The organism is Streptomyces sp. NPDC046303 (genome assembly GCF_055588085.1).
Genome location: NZ_JBVJFA010000025.1, coordinates 77921 through 92028, shown reverse-complemented (window position 1 = coordinate 92028; position 14108 = coordinate 77921). Strand labels below are relative to the sequence as shown.

Genomic DNA, 14108 nt, shown 5'->3' with positions numbered 1-14108 from the left:
TCGGCGGCGGCCGCCGGCGCATCGGCGTTCATTCGTCGTCGATGCCCAGCAGTTCGAGGAAGGCGGCGGCCGCCGGGGTGCGGCTCTCCCCTCCCCAGATCACGTACTCGGCGCGGGCCGGTGCGTCCGTCACGTCGATCGTCGCCGTCCCGGTCAGACCGGCGGCGTACGCGGGCGGGAGCAGGGCCACGCCGAGGCCCGCGCCGACCAGTCGGGCCAGGTAGTCGGCGTTGGTCACTTCGAAGGCGACGTCGCGGGTGAGGCCGGCGGCGCTGAAGGCGAGATCGGACTGGGCCCGGCCGGCGGTCTTGGCGGGCAGGTCCACGAACACTTCGCGGGACAGGCGGCGGAGGTCGACGTGGGTCTCGGCGGCGAGCGGGTGGTCGGGGGCTACCACGGCGACGAGCCGCTCGCGGGTCAGTTCGCGGGCGTTGACGCCGCGGGGGCGGGCCGTGGCCGGGATGCCGAGGAAGGCCACCTCGATGTCGCCCGCTTTGACCTGTTCCACGAGTTCGTCGCTCGCTGCGACGCTGAGGCTGATGCGGGCCTTGGGGTGGCGCTGGTGGAAGTCCCTGAGGACGGCGGGGATGTCCACGGCGGCGACGGTGGGGATCAGTCCCAGCGCGAGGCGTCCGCGGACCTCCCCGACAGCTGCCGCGACTTCGGCGGCGGCGCGCTCGGCCGCATCCAGGCATTGGCGGGCGGCGGGCAGGAAGGCCGTGCCTGCCGCGGTCAAGCGGACGCGGCGGCTGGTGCGTTCGAAGAGCCTGGCGCCCAGTTCCTTCTCCAGGCGGGCGATCTGGTGGCTGAGCGCTGACTGGACCACGAGGCAGCGTTGGGCGGCCCGCGTGAAGCTGTTCGTTTCGGCCACGGCGATCACGTACCGCATCTGCTGGAGCTCCATGGATCCATCGTGATCGGTGATCGATGGCGTGACAAGCATGTGTTGGACTCATCGATGCCGGCGGCCGGAGACTGGTGCGGACCGCACGCGGCAGGAGCGTCTTCGGGCCGACTCCCTTCGGGCCACGGTGGGTTCCCGTGGGATGGAGGCACGATGAAGAGCAGGCAGAACGTTCTGACGGCGGCGCTGACCGGGCTGGCCCCGGCGGTGTGGGGCAGCACCTACCTGGTGACGACCGAGTTGCTGCCACCGGACCGGCCGCTGCTGGCGACCACGATGCGGGCGCTGCCCGGCGGCCTGATCCTGCTGGTGCTGGGCCGGAGGCTTCCGGTCGGCGTCTGGTGGTGGCGGGCGCTGGTGCTGGGCGTTGTGAACATCGGTGCCTTCAACTTCCTGTTGTTCGTCGCGGCTTACCGGCTGCCGGGCGGCATCGCCGCCGTGGTCATGTCGGCGCAGCCGATGTTCGTGGTGGTTCTCGCCGGTCTCTTCCTCGGTGAGCGGATCAGGGCCCTCCACGCCTTGGCGTGCGTCATGGGCACCGGGGGTGTGGTGCTGCTCGTCTTCAGGGGCACGGCGTCACTGGACGCCGTCGGAGTCCTCGCCGCGGTCGGCGGGGCCCTGTGCATGGCGTCGGGCATCACGCTGACCAAGCGGTGGGGGCGGCCGGAGGGCGTGGGCCTGCTCACGTTCACCGGGTGGCAGCTCACGGCGGGCGGCCTGGTCCTGTTGCCGTTCTGGCTGTCGCTGGAGGACCTTCCCGACGGCCTGACCGGTTCCCACGTCGCCGGGTTCGCCTACCTCATCAGCCTGGGCGCGGTCCTGAGCTACCTGGTCTGGTTCCGGGGCATCGAACGCCTGCCGGCCGTGGCGGTCTCGTTCCTCGCGCTGGGCAGCCCGGTCGTGGCGACCTTGCTGGGCTACGTCTTCAGGGACGAGACGCTGTCGCTCCTCCAGGTCGTCGGGGTGGCCGTCATCTTCGTGGCGGTGGTGCTGGGTCAGCCGCGTCCGCCCCGGCCGAGGGAGCGGACGGCGCGCGCCGGCCCGTGAGCCGGCCTCCGACCTGGCCGCGGGCCGCTGCACGCCGCCCCTCCCTGGACCGGCGCCCTGCTGGCCCGGCGTCTCGCCCCGTTCCGGTCACGGCTCTAGGTGTGGTCCACCAGCGGGAGGAGATCGCCTTCCGGTCGGGGGCGGGTGTGTTCGCGTGGTGCGAGGCCGAAGGTGGTGAAGGCGGTGCGGGCGGGCTGGGGGTAGGGGTTCTTGCCCGTGAGGGTGTTGAGGATGGCGGCGCTGCGCCAGGCGGCGAGCCCGAGGTCGGGGGCTCCGATGCCGTGGGTGTGGCGTTCGCCGTTCTGGACGAAGATGCTGCCGGTGACGGCCGGGTCGGTGATCATCCGGTAGCGGTCGTCGATGCGGGGGCGGCCGGAGGAGTCCTTGCGCAGGTAGGGGTCGAGGCCTGCGAGGAGGCTGGTCAGGGGGCGTTCGCGGTAGCCGGTGGCGAGGACGACGGCGTCGGTGGTGAGGCGGGACCGGGTGCCCTGGTCGAGGTGTTCCAGGTGGAGTTCGACCTTGGTGGTCGCGACGCGGCCGGCGGTGCGGACGCTGACTCCGGGGGTGAGGACGGCGTCGGGCCAGCCGCCGTGGAGGGTGCGGCGGTAGAGCTCGTCGTGGATGGCGGCGATGGTGCCGGCGTCGATGCCCTTGTGGAGCTGCCACTGTGCGGGGACGAGCCGGTCGCGGACGGGTTCGGACAGGGCGTGGAAGTAGCGGGTGTAGTCGGGCGTGAAGTGCTCGAGGCCGAGCTTGGAGTACTCCATGGGGGCGAAGGACGGGGTACGGGCGAGCCAGGCGAGGCGTTCGCGGCCGGCGGGGCGGGCGCGCAGGAGGTCGAGGAAGACCTCGGCGCCGGACTGGCCCGATCCGATGACGGTGACGTGTTCGGCGGCGAGGATGCGCGCCCGGTTGTCGAGGTAGTCGGCCGAGTGGATGACGGGGACGGTGGGGGCTTCGGCGAGGGGCCGCAGGGGTTCGGGGACGTAGGGGGCGGTGCCGATGCCGAGGGCGAGGTGGCGGGTGTGGGTGCGGCCGAGGGCTTCGGCTTCGCCGTCGGAGTCGAGCTGGGTGAAGTCGACTTCGAAGAGGTCGCGTTCGGGGTTCCAGCGGACGGCGTCGACTTGGTGGCCGAAGTGCAGTCCGGGGACGCGGCCGGCGACCCAGCGGCAGTAGGCGTCGTATTCGGCGCGCTGGATGTGGAACTGCTCGGCGAAGTAGAAGGGGAAGAGCCGTTCCTTGTGCTTGAGGTAGTTGAGGAAGCTCCAGGGGCTGGCCGGGTCGGCGAGGGTGACCAGGTCGGCGAGGAAGGGCACTTGGAGGGCGGCTCCGTCGAGGAGGAGTCCGGGGTGCCAGCGGAAGTCGCGGCGCTGGTCGTAGAAGGCGGTGGCGAGTTCGCCTGCTCCTTGGTGCGGCAGGCCGTGGGCGAGGGCCGCGAGGGACAGGTTGAAGGGGCCGATGCCGATCCCGACGAGGTCGTGGGGGGCATCGAGCTGGGCGGTCATCGGTGGGCGCTGCCTTCCAGGAGGGCGATGAGGTGGTCCAGGTCTGCCGCGGTGGTGTGCGGGTTGAGCAGGGTGGCTTTGAGCCAGAGGCGGCCGTCGGCGCGGGTGCGGCCGAGGACGGCGCGGCCTTCGTGCAGGAGGGTGCGGCGCAGGGTGGCGACCTGGGTGTCATCGGCGTGGGTGGGCCGGAAGAGCACGGTGGTGAGGGCGGGGGGTGCGTGGAGGACGAAGCCGGGGTGGGCGTCGAGGCGTTCGGCGAGCTGCTGGGCGAGTGCGCAGGTGTGGTCGATGAGGCGGGTGAGGCCGTCGCGGCCGAGGGAGCGCAGGGTGGTGGCGATCTTGAGGATGTCGGGTCGGCGGGTGGTGCGCAGGGAGCGGCCGAGGAGGTCGGGTAGGCCGGCTTCGGTGTCGTCGGTGGCGTTGAGGTAGTCGGCCTGGTGGTCGAGGGGGGTCAGCAGGGCGGTGTCGGGGACGGCGAGGAGTCCGGCGGCGACGGGCTGCCAGCCGAGTTTGTGCAGGTCGACGGTGAGGGATGTGGCTCTTTCGAGGCCGGCGACTTTGTGGCGGTGTCGGGGGCTGAGGGTGAGGAGTCCGCCGTAGGCGGCGTCGATGTGGAGGTCGGCGCGGTAGCGGTCGCAGAGGTCGGCGATGCGGTGGAGGGGGTCGATGAGTCCGGCGTCGGTGGTGCCGGCGGTGGCGGTGACGAGGACGGGGCCGGGGGTGGCGGCGAGTGCCTGGGCGAGGTCGGCGGGGTCGAGCGTGCCGGCGGGGGTGGGCAGGGCGGTGGTCGGGGGCAGGCCGAGGAGCCAGGCGGCGCGGGGGACGGAGTGGTGGGCGTTGGCGCCGTGCAGGACGGTGAGGCCCGGGCCGTGGCGTTCACGGGCCAGGAGCAGGGCGAGTTGGTTGGCTTCGGTGCCGCCGGTGGTGACGAGGGCGTCGGCGTGCGGGGTGTCGTAGAACTCGGCGGCGAGCGCGCGGGTGACGAGGGCTTCGACGGTGGAGGCGGCGGGGGCCTGGTCCCAGGAGTCCAGGGAGGGGTTGAGGGCGCTGGCGGCGAGGTCGGCGGCGGCCGCGACGGCCACGGGCGGGCAGTGCAGGTGGGCCGCGCAGAGGGGGTCGGCGGGGTCGGCGGCGCCGGCGGTGAGGGTGTGCACGAGGGTCCGGAGTGCTTCGTGGTCCCCGGTTCCCTTGGCGGGCAGTACGTCGCCCAGTGCGGCCTGGACGCGGGCCGCGAGCCGTTCCGGCCCGCCGGCCGGGAGCGGCCCGCCGCGCTCCTCGGCTCCGGTGCGCAGCGCTTCGAGGACCGTGTCGAGCAGGGGCCGCATGGCTTCGGCGCCGCCGGGGCCGCCGGCGAGGGGCGGCGGTGGGGTCGGTGTACCGGGCGGCGCGGTCATCCGGATCCTCCGGGGCGTTGGTCCATGACGGGGCGGTGGGCACCCGACCGGTACAACGATCCGACCCGAATGGGGTAACCGCCGGGGTTTGTCCGAGTCGATGTGCGTCCGGTTCCCTGGCGCGGCCCGGATGCCCGGGTGCGGCTCAAACCGGGGCTCCGCCCTCACCCGCTCCTCGAGTGCCGGGGGGCTGGATCCCGCCGAGGCGGAGTGCGCAGCCGGGGGCTGCGGGTGGGGCCGGGGCCGGGGCCGGGGTGGGATGTTGTCCGGGACTCATGATTTATGGCGCCCTGTCCGGACCGGTTTGTACCTGCGGATACCGCGCCAACAAATCACGTTTTACGTCCCGGACAACACCCCACCCCGTCCCCGTCCCCGGCTGCAGCCCCCGGCACGGGCACCGAAGCCCACCCTCGCCCACCGCCGGAGGCTAGCGGCCTCGGACGCGCAGGGTGCGGGCCAGGTCGTCGAGTTGGTCGACGAGCTTGCGGCGCAGGAGGGGGAGGATGTCCGGGTCGGTGAGGCAGTCGTGGCCGGTCTGGAGGTGGGCCTCGTCCACGGCGTAGACGGGGAATGCCCAGCGGCCGGCGGCTTCGCCGATGGCCGGGCCGCGGCGGGCGGCGAGGGCGACGGCATCGGGGTAGAAGCGGGGCACGTACTCGCGTACGAGGTCGGCCTGTTCGGGCTGCCAGAAGCCCTGGGCGGTGGCGGTGAAGAGGTAGTTGGAGAGGCTGTCGTCGTGGAAGAGGCGGTCCCAGGCGGCGGCCTTGGCCTGGGCCGTGGGGAGCGCGGCGCGGCAGCGGGCCGCGCCCTCCTGGCCGGTGGCGCTGGGGTCGGCGGCGAGGGCGGCGTCGATGTCGCTCTCCTCGACGGCGCCGAGGACGGCGAGGCGGGACAGGATGCGCCAGCGCAGCTCGGGGTCGAGGGCGGGGCCGCCGGGGACGGTGTCGGCGGCGAGCCAGGCGGCCGGGGTGTCGGGCCGGGTGGCGCTGTCGATGAGGGTCCGTACGGCGGTCAGCCGCAGGCCCGGGTCGGAGCCGTCCTCGGTGCGCCGCAGCAGTTCGCCGGCGAGGGCGGTGAGGGTGGCGAGGGCGGCGGTGCGCCCTTCGGGGGCGAGGTAGCGGGTGGCGATCTGGGTGCGGGCGAAGGTGAGGACGCCCTGGACGATGGCCAGGTCGCGTTCGGCCGGCAGGTGCGCTTCGGCGGTGGCCAGGTAGGCGCCGGGGTCGAGTTCGCCGTCGCGGACCATGTCGCGCAGGGAGTTCCAGACGACGGTGCGGGTGAGGGCGTCGGGGATGCCGGAGAGGTCGCGCAGGACGGTTTCGAGGGAGGTCTCGTCGAGGCGGATCTTGGCGTAGGAGAGGTCGCCGTCGTTGAGGACGAGGAGGGCGGGGCGGGGGCCGCCGGCGGAGAGGACCTCGTCCGAGGGGACGTCGAGGTGGAGGAAGTCGGTGCGGTGCAGGGCGCGTCCGTCGGCGGGGTCGCGGTGGTAGACGCCGGCCGCGATGCGGTGGGGCCGGCTGCCCTTGCGGTCGACGGTGAGGGTCCAGCCGCCGGGGCCTTCGCCGCCGTCGGGGCTCGCTTCGATCTGCGGGGTGAGGGTGTCGATGCCGGTGGTGCGCAGCCAGACCTCGGCCCAGGCGTGGACGTCGCGTTCGGTGTGGGCGGCGAGGGAGTCGACGAAGTCGGCGAGGGAGGCGTTGGCGAACTTGTGGCGGGCGAAGTGGGTGTTGATGCCGGCGAGGAAGTCCTTCTCGCCGAGCCAGGCCACGAGTTGGCGCAGGGCGGAGGCGCCCTTGGCGTAGGAGATGCCGTCGAAGTTGAGGAGGGCGGAGGCGGTGTCGGGGACGTCGTCGGGGTCGGGGGCGACGGGGTGGGTGGAGGGGCGCTGGTCGGCGTCGTAGCCCCAGGCCTTGCGGGTGACGCCGAATTCGGTCCAGGTGTCGGTGAAGCGGGTCGCTTCGGTGAGGGTCTGGTAGCCCATGTATTCGGCGAAGGACTCGTTGAGCCAGATGTCGTCGAACCAGGCGAGGGTGACGAGGTCGCCGAACCACATGTGGGCCATCTCGTGGGCGATGACCATGGCGCGGGTCTGGCGTTCGGTGTCGGTGACGGCGGAGCGGTAGATGAACTCGTCGCGGAAGGTGACCAGTCCGGGGTTCTCCATGGCTCCGGCGTTGAACTCCGGTACGAAGGCCTGGTCGTAGGAGTCGAACGGGTAGGGCTCGGTGAACTTCTCCTGGTACCGGTCGAAGCAGTCCGTGGTGAGGGAGAGGATTTCGTCGGCGTCGGCGTCCAGGTGGGGGGCGAGGGACTGGCGGCAGTGGATGGCGAAGGGCAGTCCGGCGTGTTCGGTGGTGACGCTGTGCCAGGGGCCGGCGGCGACGGCGGCGAGGTAGGTGGAGATGGGGGGCGTGGGGGCGGAGGTCCAGATGCCGGCGCCGTCCGCCTCGCGGGTCCCGGTGCGGGTGGTGATGCCGTTGGCGAGGACGGTCCAGTGCGCGGGGGCGGTGACGGTGAACTCGAAGACGGCCTTGAGGTCGGGCTGGTCGAAGGCCGGGAGGACGCGCTGGACGTCGTCCATGAACATCTGGCTGTAGACGTACGCCTCCCCGTCCGCGGGGTCGGTGAAGCGGTGCAGGCCCTCGCCGGTGCGGGAGTAGCGCATGCGGGTGTCCAGGCGCAGCTCGTGGGGGCCTTCGGTGAGGCCGGTGAGCGGGAGGCGGTTGTCCTGGAGGGTGGCCGGGTCGAGGGGGTGGCCGTCGAGCGTGGCGGAGCGCAGTTCGTCCGGTTTCAGCTCCAGGAAGGTTTCTCCGGCGGTGCGGGCGGTGAACCGGATGACGGTGGTGGAGTCGAAGGTGGTGTCGCCGCCGGTGAGGTCGAGGGCGACGGCGTAGTGGTGGACGTCGAGGAGCTTGGCTCGGAGCTGCGCTTCGTTGCGCGTCAGTGCGGACATGGGGCCCATGCTGCCGCACGGTCCGGCCGGGCCCCAGTGCGCTGCGCCGCTCGTCCGGTCTTCGGGGACCGGGCTGCGGACGTGTTCAGTGCTGGTCTTCGCCCGCCGCGATCGTCTCGTGGTGGCGGATCACCTCGGCGATGATGAAGTTGAGGAGCTTCTCGGCGAAGGCGGGGTCGAGTTTGGCGTTCTCGGCGAGCTGGCGCAGCCGGGCGATCTGGCTGGCCTCGCGGCCCGGGTCGGCCGGGGGGAGCTGGTGCCTGGCCTTGAGGTGGCCGACCTGCTGGGTGCACTTGAACCGCTCGGCGAGCATGTGGACGACGGCCGCGTCGATGTTGTCGATGCTGTCGCGCAGGCGGGCGAGTTCGGCCGCGACGTCGTCGTCGATCCCGTTGCCGTTCCCGCCGTCGAACCCGTTGTCGATCTCGTCGATGTTGTTCATGGTCATCGAGAATACGTGGCGGGGGCGGGTGGTTCCCCGGGCAGCCGGTCAGTGAGACGGGAACCGGCCGCCTGCCGGTCGGATACCGGTCAACGCCGTCCGGCGGTCCCCGGGTGTACGGATGCCCGTGCGGGCGGCACTGCCCGGCCCGGCCCCGGCTGCGCCGAACCCCCCTGGGGCTCCGCCCCAGACCCCGCTCCTCAAACGCCGGAGGGGCCGGAACATGGCTGCCGCCGCCTGCCCGCACACGTCACCGCGCCTCAGTCGCCGGCGGGGCTGGATCTGGCCGATGCTGCCCGCAGGCAATTCACCCGCACATGGCAGGCGGCAGCGGCCGAATTCCAGCCCCGCCGGCGATTGAGGCGCGGGGTGCGGGGCGGAGCCCCGGTCCTTGACGGGTGCGGGCAGGCGGCGGGAGCCGGAATGGAGCCCCGCCGGCGTTTGAGGCGCCGGGGGCGGGGCGGAGCCCCAGGGGCGGCGGCGCGCCCGCACGCGGTTCGGCCGGAGCGCTACCCCCGGCGGGACCGGCTTCGGCGGCGTCACGCCGCGCTGGCGGCCAGGCCGCTTTCCCAGGCCCAGGCGGCGATCTCCACGCGGTTGCGGGCGTCGAGTTTGCTCTGGACGTTGGCCAGGTGGGTCTTGACCGTGGACAGGGAGACGTACAGCTCGGCAGCGATCTCGGCGTTGGTGAGCCCGCGCGCGAGGCACCGTACGACGTCCCGTTCCCGCTCCGTGAGCGGTTCCGCGGGGCGGCGGGCGGCCTGGGCGGCCGGGATCCGCGGGGCCATGTCGCGCAGCAGCCGCACGGTGATGGCGGGCGAGACGAGGGAGTCGCCCACGGCCGCGGCGCGTACCGCTTCAACCAGCATGGCCGGGCTCGCGTCTTTGAGGAGGAAGCCGCACGCTCCGCCGCGGAGCGCGGCGTGGACGTATTCGTCGAGGTCGAAGGTGGTGACGATGACGATGCGCGGGGTGTCCTGGCCGGAGAGCCGGCGGGTGACTTCGAGGCCGTCGAGCTTCGGCATCCGGATGTCGAGGAGCAGGACGTCGGGCCGGTGCTCGGCGACGGCCGCGAGGGCCGCCTCGCCGTCGACGACGTCCGCGACGACCTCGATGTCCGGCCGGCTCTCGAGGATCATCCGGAAACCGGTCCTGACCATCTCCTGGTCGTCCGCGATGACCACTCTGATCGCCATGCGCTGCCTGCCCCACTGTCGCCCGGTGCCGCCGCCGTTTCCTTCCCGTGGGACCGGTGCGCGCGTGGGCCCGCAACCGCACACGGGACCATCGGGCGGTACTCCTGCCGACGGTAGGTGCGTACGGGGTACGGGGCCTCGCCCTTCCGGCCGGTTCCCGCCGGGCCGGAAGGACGAGGGGGTGGGGCGGGTGCGGGTGCGGGTGCAGCCGCGGATGGCGCCGCGGGTGCACCCGCTGGTGCTACATGCTTGCCGCGGCGCTCTTGATCTCGGCGGCGAAGGTGGAGACCTCGGTGTAGACGCCGGGGTAGTCGGGCCGTGCGCAGCCCTCGCCCCAGCTGACGATGCCGACCTGGATCCAGGCATTGGTGCTGTCGCGGCGGAACATGGGGCCGCCGGAGTCGCCCTGGCAGGTGTCGACGCCGCCCTCGTCGAGGAATCCGGCGCAGATCTCCTCGCCGGGGACGAGGGAGCTGCCGTACGCCGCCTGGCAGGCGGCGTCGGAGACGAAGGGGACGGTCGCCTTCATGAGGTAGCGCTGCTGGGATCCGCCTTCGCGGGTGGCGCCCCAGCCGGCGACGGTGAAGGTGCCGTTGTCGTACTGCTTCGTCTCGGCGATCTTGAGGGTGGGCAGGTTGATGGGCTGGGCGAGCTTGATCAGGGCCCAGTCCTTGCCGGTGCCGTTGTAGCCGGGGGCCTGCAGGACCTTGGTGGACCTGACCTTGATGGCGCTGGAGCTGCGCAGGTCGACGACTCCGGCGGTGGCGGTGATGGAGGTGTTGTTGCCGGAGCCGCTCACGCAGTGGGCGGCGGTGAGGACGATCTGCGGGGTGTAGAGGGAGCCGCCGCAGCCCATGGAGAGGCGGACCATGAAGGGGAATTCGCCCTGGGCGGCGCGGGTGCCGCCGACGACGGGGGCCGTGCCGGCGCTGGCGGTGCCGGGTTGGAGGCTGACGGCCGCGAGGGCGACGGCGCCGACGGCGAGGGTGCGCTTGAGGAACCGCACGAGGGTGGACACAGTCAACACACTGCCTTTCGTGGGGGGTTGGGCCGTGCGCGTCACGAGGTGAATGACGAGTCCATGACACATCGGAGATATGGCGGGCATCAAGAACGCGTTTTCGGACAACTTCCCGCGCGGGGGGCGGCATGACGGACAAGAGCAGGCACAGCAGCCCGGTCCGGCACGGATTTCCGCACCTGGAGACGGTCCGCGCCTCGGTCACGGCGCTGTTCCGCCGGCTCACCCCCGACGGGATCCGGGCCTACGGCGCGAGCTTCGCCCCGGCCGACGCGGCCTTCGGCGGCGACGAGGACCTGCACCTGGGGGCCCATCGGGTGGCCTCCGCGATGGTCCGCGCGCTGCGGCTGCCCGATGCGCGCATCGTGGTCGCCTTCCGGCCGATGCGGGACGCGGCCTCGGTGGAACTGGCCGCGGGTCCCGAGTACTTCGTCGAGGTCAACGACCGCTTCCGGGTGCACCGCCGCGACCTGGCCGCCGCCCTGGCCCACGAGGTGACCCACGTCCTGCTGCACCGCCTGGACCTGCGCTTCCCCACCACCGCGGAGAACGAGATCCTCACCGACACCGCCGCCGCCCTCCTCGGCGCCGGCTGGCTGCTCCTCGACGCCTACCGCGAGGACGCGCTCACCCACCAGAAGCTCGGCTACCTCACCCCGGAGGAGTTCGGCTACGTCCTGGCCAGGCGGGCCGCCCTGTTCGGCGAGGACCCCTCGCCCTGGTTCAGCAGCCCCCAGGCGTACGAGGCCTACCTGCGCGGCCGCGACCTGGCCGAGCGGGAGCGGCGCCGGCCCCCGCTCGCCGCGGCCTCCCCGGGAGCCCGGCGCCGGTACGCGAAGGCCCTGCGCACCGGGACTCCCCCGGCGGACGGATCGGCGTACCGCTTCGAGGGCGAGGGCGAGGGCGAGGGTGCCGGGCGGCTGGTGGTCTTCCCCTGCCCCGTGTGCGGGCAGCGGCTGCGGCTCCCGGTGAGCGGGCCGCTCAGGGCCCGGTGCGGGCTGTGCCGCACGGTGCTGGAATGCGACACCGGCGGTACGTCCAGGCGGAGTTCACCTTGATCGGCGGCGATTCACCGCCCGGCCACGAAAAGTTTCCTACCGGCCAGTAGACATGGGGGCGGTTCCGGCCAATCCTGAACGCGTACATGCCAACCGCGACCCAGGAGCGCCCCCACATGCTCAGTACCCGCCGCACCCGCACGACGCGCGCCGCCGCCGGCGCGGCCGTCGCAGCCGCAGTCCTGACCCTGCTCCCCGCCACCGCCGCCGAGGCCGCACCGGTCCGCGCGGCCACCGCCACCACGACGGCCTCGGCCTCGGCCTCGGCTTCGGCGCCCGGCGGCAACGCGGCGATCGTCGGCATCGACTACGCCACCTGGCAGCGGGACGTCGCCACCGTCATCGACGCGGTCCGCCCGGCCATCGAGCAGCGCATCGCCGCATCGCCCGCCGGCGAGAAGCCCGCGATCGTGCTCGACATCGACAACAGCTCGCTGGAGACGGACTTCCACTGGTTCTGGACCCTCCCGACCCCCGCGATCTCCAAGGTCCGTGACCTGACCCGGTACGCCAACGACCGCGGCGTGGCCATCTTCTTCGTCACCGCCCGCCCCGGGATCATCTACTCCCTCACCGAGTGGAACCTCAAGTCCGTCGGCTACCCGGTCTCGGGCCTGTACGTGCGCGACCTGCCCGACCTGTTCGACGAGGTCAGCGCGTACAAGACCGCCAAGCGCGCCGAGATCGAGGGCCGCGGCTACACGATCATCGCGAACATCGGGAACAAGTCGAGCGACCTGGTCGGCGGCCACGCCGAACGCACCGTCAAGCTGCCGGATTACGACGGCAAGCTGTCCTGATCCGAGGACCGGCAGACGACACCGGCCACCACCAGGCCCCCCGCCGGCGACGAAGGCACGGGGCCTGGACGGCGGAGCCCCGGCGGCGGGGCCGCGCCCGCTAATCCGCGGCCCCGTACACCGGCAGCGGCGCCTCGGCGGCGGCGAGGAGCTTCAGCGTGGCCTCGCCGGCCTCCGCGGGGGTCCAGCGGGCGGCCCGGTCGGCGGTGGGGCCGGGCCGCCAGCCCTCCATCACCGTGATGCGCCCCCCTTCGGCCTCGAACACCCGCCCCGTCACCCCGGCGGAGCCGTCCGCGCCGAGCCACACCACCAGCGGGGAGACGTTCTCGGGGGCCATCGCGTCGAAGACCCCGGCGGCCGGCGCCGCCATGGTCTGCGCGAAGGCCTGTTCCGTCATCCGGGTCCGTGCCGCCGGGGCGATCGCGTTGACCTGGACCCCGTAGCGGCCCATCTCCGCGGCCGCGACCATGGTCAGTCCCAGGATCCCCGCCTTGGCCGCGCTGTAGTTGCCCTGCCCCACCGAGCCCAACAGGCCCGCTCCGGACGAGGTGTTGACCACCCGGGCGGCCACCGGCCGGCCCGCCTTCGCCTCGGCACGCCACCACGCGGCCGCCGCCCGCAGCGGCAGGAAGTGCCCCTTCAGGTGCACCCGCATGACGGCGTCCCAGTCGTCCTCCGCCAGGTTCACCAGCATCCGGTCCCGCAGGAACCCGGCGTTGTTGACCAGCGTGTCCAGCCTCCCGAACGCCGAGACCGCGCACTCCACCAGCGAGGACGCCCCCTCGCCCGTCGCGATGTCGCCGCCGTGCGCCACCGCCTCCCCGCCCAGCGCCCGGATCTCCTCGACGACCAGACCGGCCGGGGAGTGCGGCCCCGGCCGTCCGTCCAGCCCCACTCCCAGGTCGTTGACGACGACCTTGGCCCCCTCCGCCGCGAAGGCCAGGGCGTGGGCGCGGCCCAGCCCCCGCCCCGCGCCCGTCACGATCACGACACGCCCCTCGGCGATACCGGTCATCTCAGGTCTCCTTGTTGACGGTTGCCGCATCCAGAAACGCGGGGCGCTCCCCGCCCCCGTGCACGAGCAGGCTCGCCCCGCTCACGTACCGCGCCCGGCCGGAGGCCAGGAACACCGCCGCGTCCCCCACGTCCGAGGGTTCCGCCAGCCGCCCCAGGGGTACGGTCGCGCCGACCGCCGCGATCCCGGCCTCGTCCCCGTAGTGCAGGTGCGACAGCTCGGTCCGCACCATGCCGAGGACCAGCGAGTTCACCCGTACCTCGGGGGCCCACTCCACGGCCATGGAGCGGGCCAGGTTCTCCAGTCCCGCCTTCGCCGCCCCGTACGCCGCCGTCCCCGGGGAGGGGCGGGTGCCGCTGACGCTGCCGATCATGACCACCGAGCCGTGCGCCTGCCGCAGCAGCGGGTAGGCGGCGAGGGAGGCCGTCATCGGCGCCAGCAGGTTCAGCTCGAGGACCCGGGCGTGCCGCTGGGGCCCGCCCTCCCCCAGCAGCCGGTACGGGGTGCCGCCCGCGTTGTTGACCAGGCAGTCCAGGCGCCCGTACTGCCCGGCGACCGCCGTGAAGAGGTCCTGCACGGCTGCCGGTTCGCGCAGGTCGACGGCGCTGAAGGACGCGGTGCGGCCGTCCGCCGTCACGGGTTCCTGCGGCGGCCGCCGGGCGCAGAGCAGGACCTCGGCGCCGGCCGCGAGGAACGACCGCGCGATCCCGGCACCGACGCCCCGGGTTCCGCCGGTGACGACGACGACCCTCCCGTCGAGCTCCATGGGC

12 protein-coding genes are annotated in these 14108 nt (G+C 73.1%); 3 read left to right on the top strand and 9 right to left on the bottom strand.

Annotated elements, in window-relative coordinates; genetic code table 11:
- Positions 1–28: 28 nt before the first annotated feature.
- On the bottom strand, positions 29–904 hold the full coding sequence (locus ACZ6I1_RS24870) for a LysR family transcriptional regulator (protein ID WP_469290604.1): 876 nt from the start codon (positions 902–904) through the stop codon (positions 29–31).
- Positions 905–1057: 153 nt separating this feature from the next.
- Here ACZ6I1_RS24870 and ACZ6I1_RS24865 point away from each other — a divergent pair, with 153 nt between their 5' ends.
- The gene (locus tag ACZ6I1_RS24865) at positions 1058–1951 is read left to right on the top strand and encodes an EamA family transporter (protein ID WP_469290602.1); all 894 of its coding nucleotides are present in this window, start codon (positions 1058–1060) and stop codon (positions 1949–1951) included.
- Between the two features lie 95 nt (positions 1952–2046).
- Here the strand turns inward: ACZ6I1_RS24865 and ACZ6I1_RS24860 are convergent, their stop codons facing one another.
- The 6 genes from ACZ6I1_RS24860 to ACZ6I1_RS24835 form a co-directional block, all read right to left on the bottom strand.
- Positions 2047–3456 (bottom strand): lysine N(6)-hydroxylase/L-ornithine N(5)-oxygenase family protein, encoded by a 1410-nt coding sequence (locus ACZ6I1_RS24860; RefSeq protein WP_469290600.1) that lies wholly within the window; start codon positions 3454–3456, stop codon positions 2047–2049.
- Positions 3453–4850 (bottom strand): pyridoxal phosphate-dependent decarboxylase family protein, encoded by a 1398-nt coding sequence (locus ACZ6I1_RS24855; RefSeq protein ID WP_469290598.1) that lies wholly within the window; start codon positions 4848–4850, stop codon positions 3453–3455. Before ACZ6I1_RS24855 ends, ACZ6I1_RS24860 begins: the two co-directional genes overlap by 4 nt.
- A gap of 430 nt (positions 4851–5280) precedes the next feature.
- Positions 5281–7806 carry an aminopeptidase N gene (pepN, locus tag ACZ6I1_RS24850; RefSeq protein ID WP_469290596.1) on the bottom strand — a complete coding sequence of 842 codons (2526 nt, stop codon included), beginning with the start codon at positions 7804–7806 and terminating at the stop codon, positions 5281–5283.
- Between the two features lie 85 nt (positions 7807–7891).
- A complete protein-coding gene (locus ACZ6I1_RS24845; RefSeq protein ID WP_469290594.1) occupies positions 7892–8254 on the bottom strand; it encodes a chorismate mutase in 363 nt (120 codons plus the stop codon).
- A gap of 533 nt (positions 8255–8787) precedes the next feature.
- On the bottom strand, positions 8788–9444 hold the full coding sequence (locus ACZ6I1_RS24840; RefSeq protein WP_469290592.1) for a response regulator: 657 nt from the start codon (positions 9442–9444) through the stop codon (positions 8788–8790).
- Between the two features lie 241 nt (positions 9445–9685).
- On the bottom strand, positions 9686–10462 hold the full coding sequence (locus tag ACZ6I1_RS24835) for a S1 family peptidase (RefSeq protein ID WP_469290590.1): 777 nt from the start codon (positions 10460–10462) through the stop codon (positions 9686–9688).
- Positions 10463–10593: 131 nt separating this feature from the next.
- Here ACZ6I1_RS24835 and ACZ6I1_RS24830 point away from each other — a divergent pair, with 131 nt between their 5' ends.
- Together ACZ6I1_RS24830 and ACZ6I1_RS24825 are read left to right on the top strand one after the other, a co-directional pair.
- On the top strand, positions 10594–11523 hold the full coding sequence (locus ACZ6I1_RS24830; RefSeq protein WP_469290589.1) for a hypothetical protein: 930 nt from the start codon (positions 10594–10596) through the stop codon (positions 11521–11523).
- 116 nt (positions 11524–11639) lie between these two features.
- A complete protein-coding gene (locus ACZ6I1_RS24825) occupies positions 11640–12323 on the top strand; it encodes an HAD family acid phosphatase (RefSeq protein WP_469290587.1) in 684 nt (227 codons plus the stop codon).
- Positions 12324–12423: 100 nt separating this feature from the next.
- On the opposite strand, the gene ACZ6I1_RS24820 is transcribed toward ACZ6I1_RS24825, so the two are convergent.
- Both ACZ6I1_RS24820 and ACZ6I1_RS24815 read right to left on the bottom strand, forming a co-directional pair.
- Complete coding sequence (locus tag ACZ6I1_RS24820; RefSeq protein ID WP_469290585.1) at positions 12424–13338, bottom strand: SDR family oxidoreductase; 915 nt, start codon at positions 13336–13338, stop codon at positions 12424–12426.
- A gap of 1 nt (position 13339) precedes the next feature.
- The gene (locus tag ACZ6I1_RS24815) at positions 13340–14104 is read right to left on the bottom strand and encodes an SDR family oxidoreductase (protein ID WP_469290583.1); all 765 of its coding nucleotides are present in this window, start codon (positions 14102–14104) and stop codon (positions 13340–13342) included.
- Between the last annotated feature and the right edge of the window lie 4 nt (positions 14105–14108).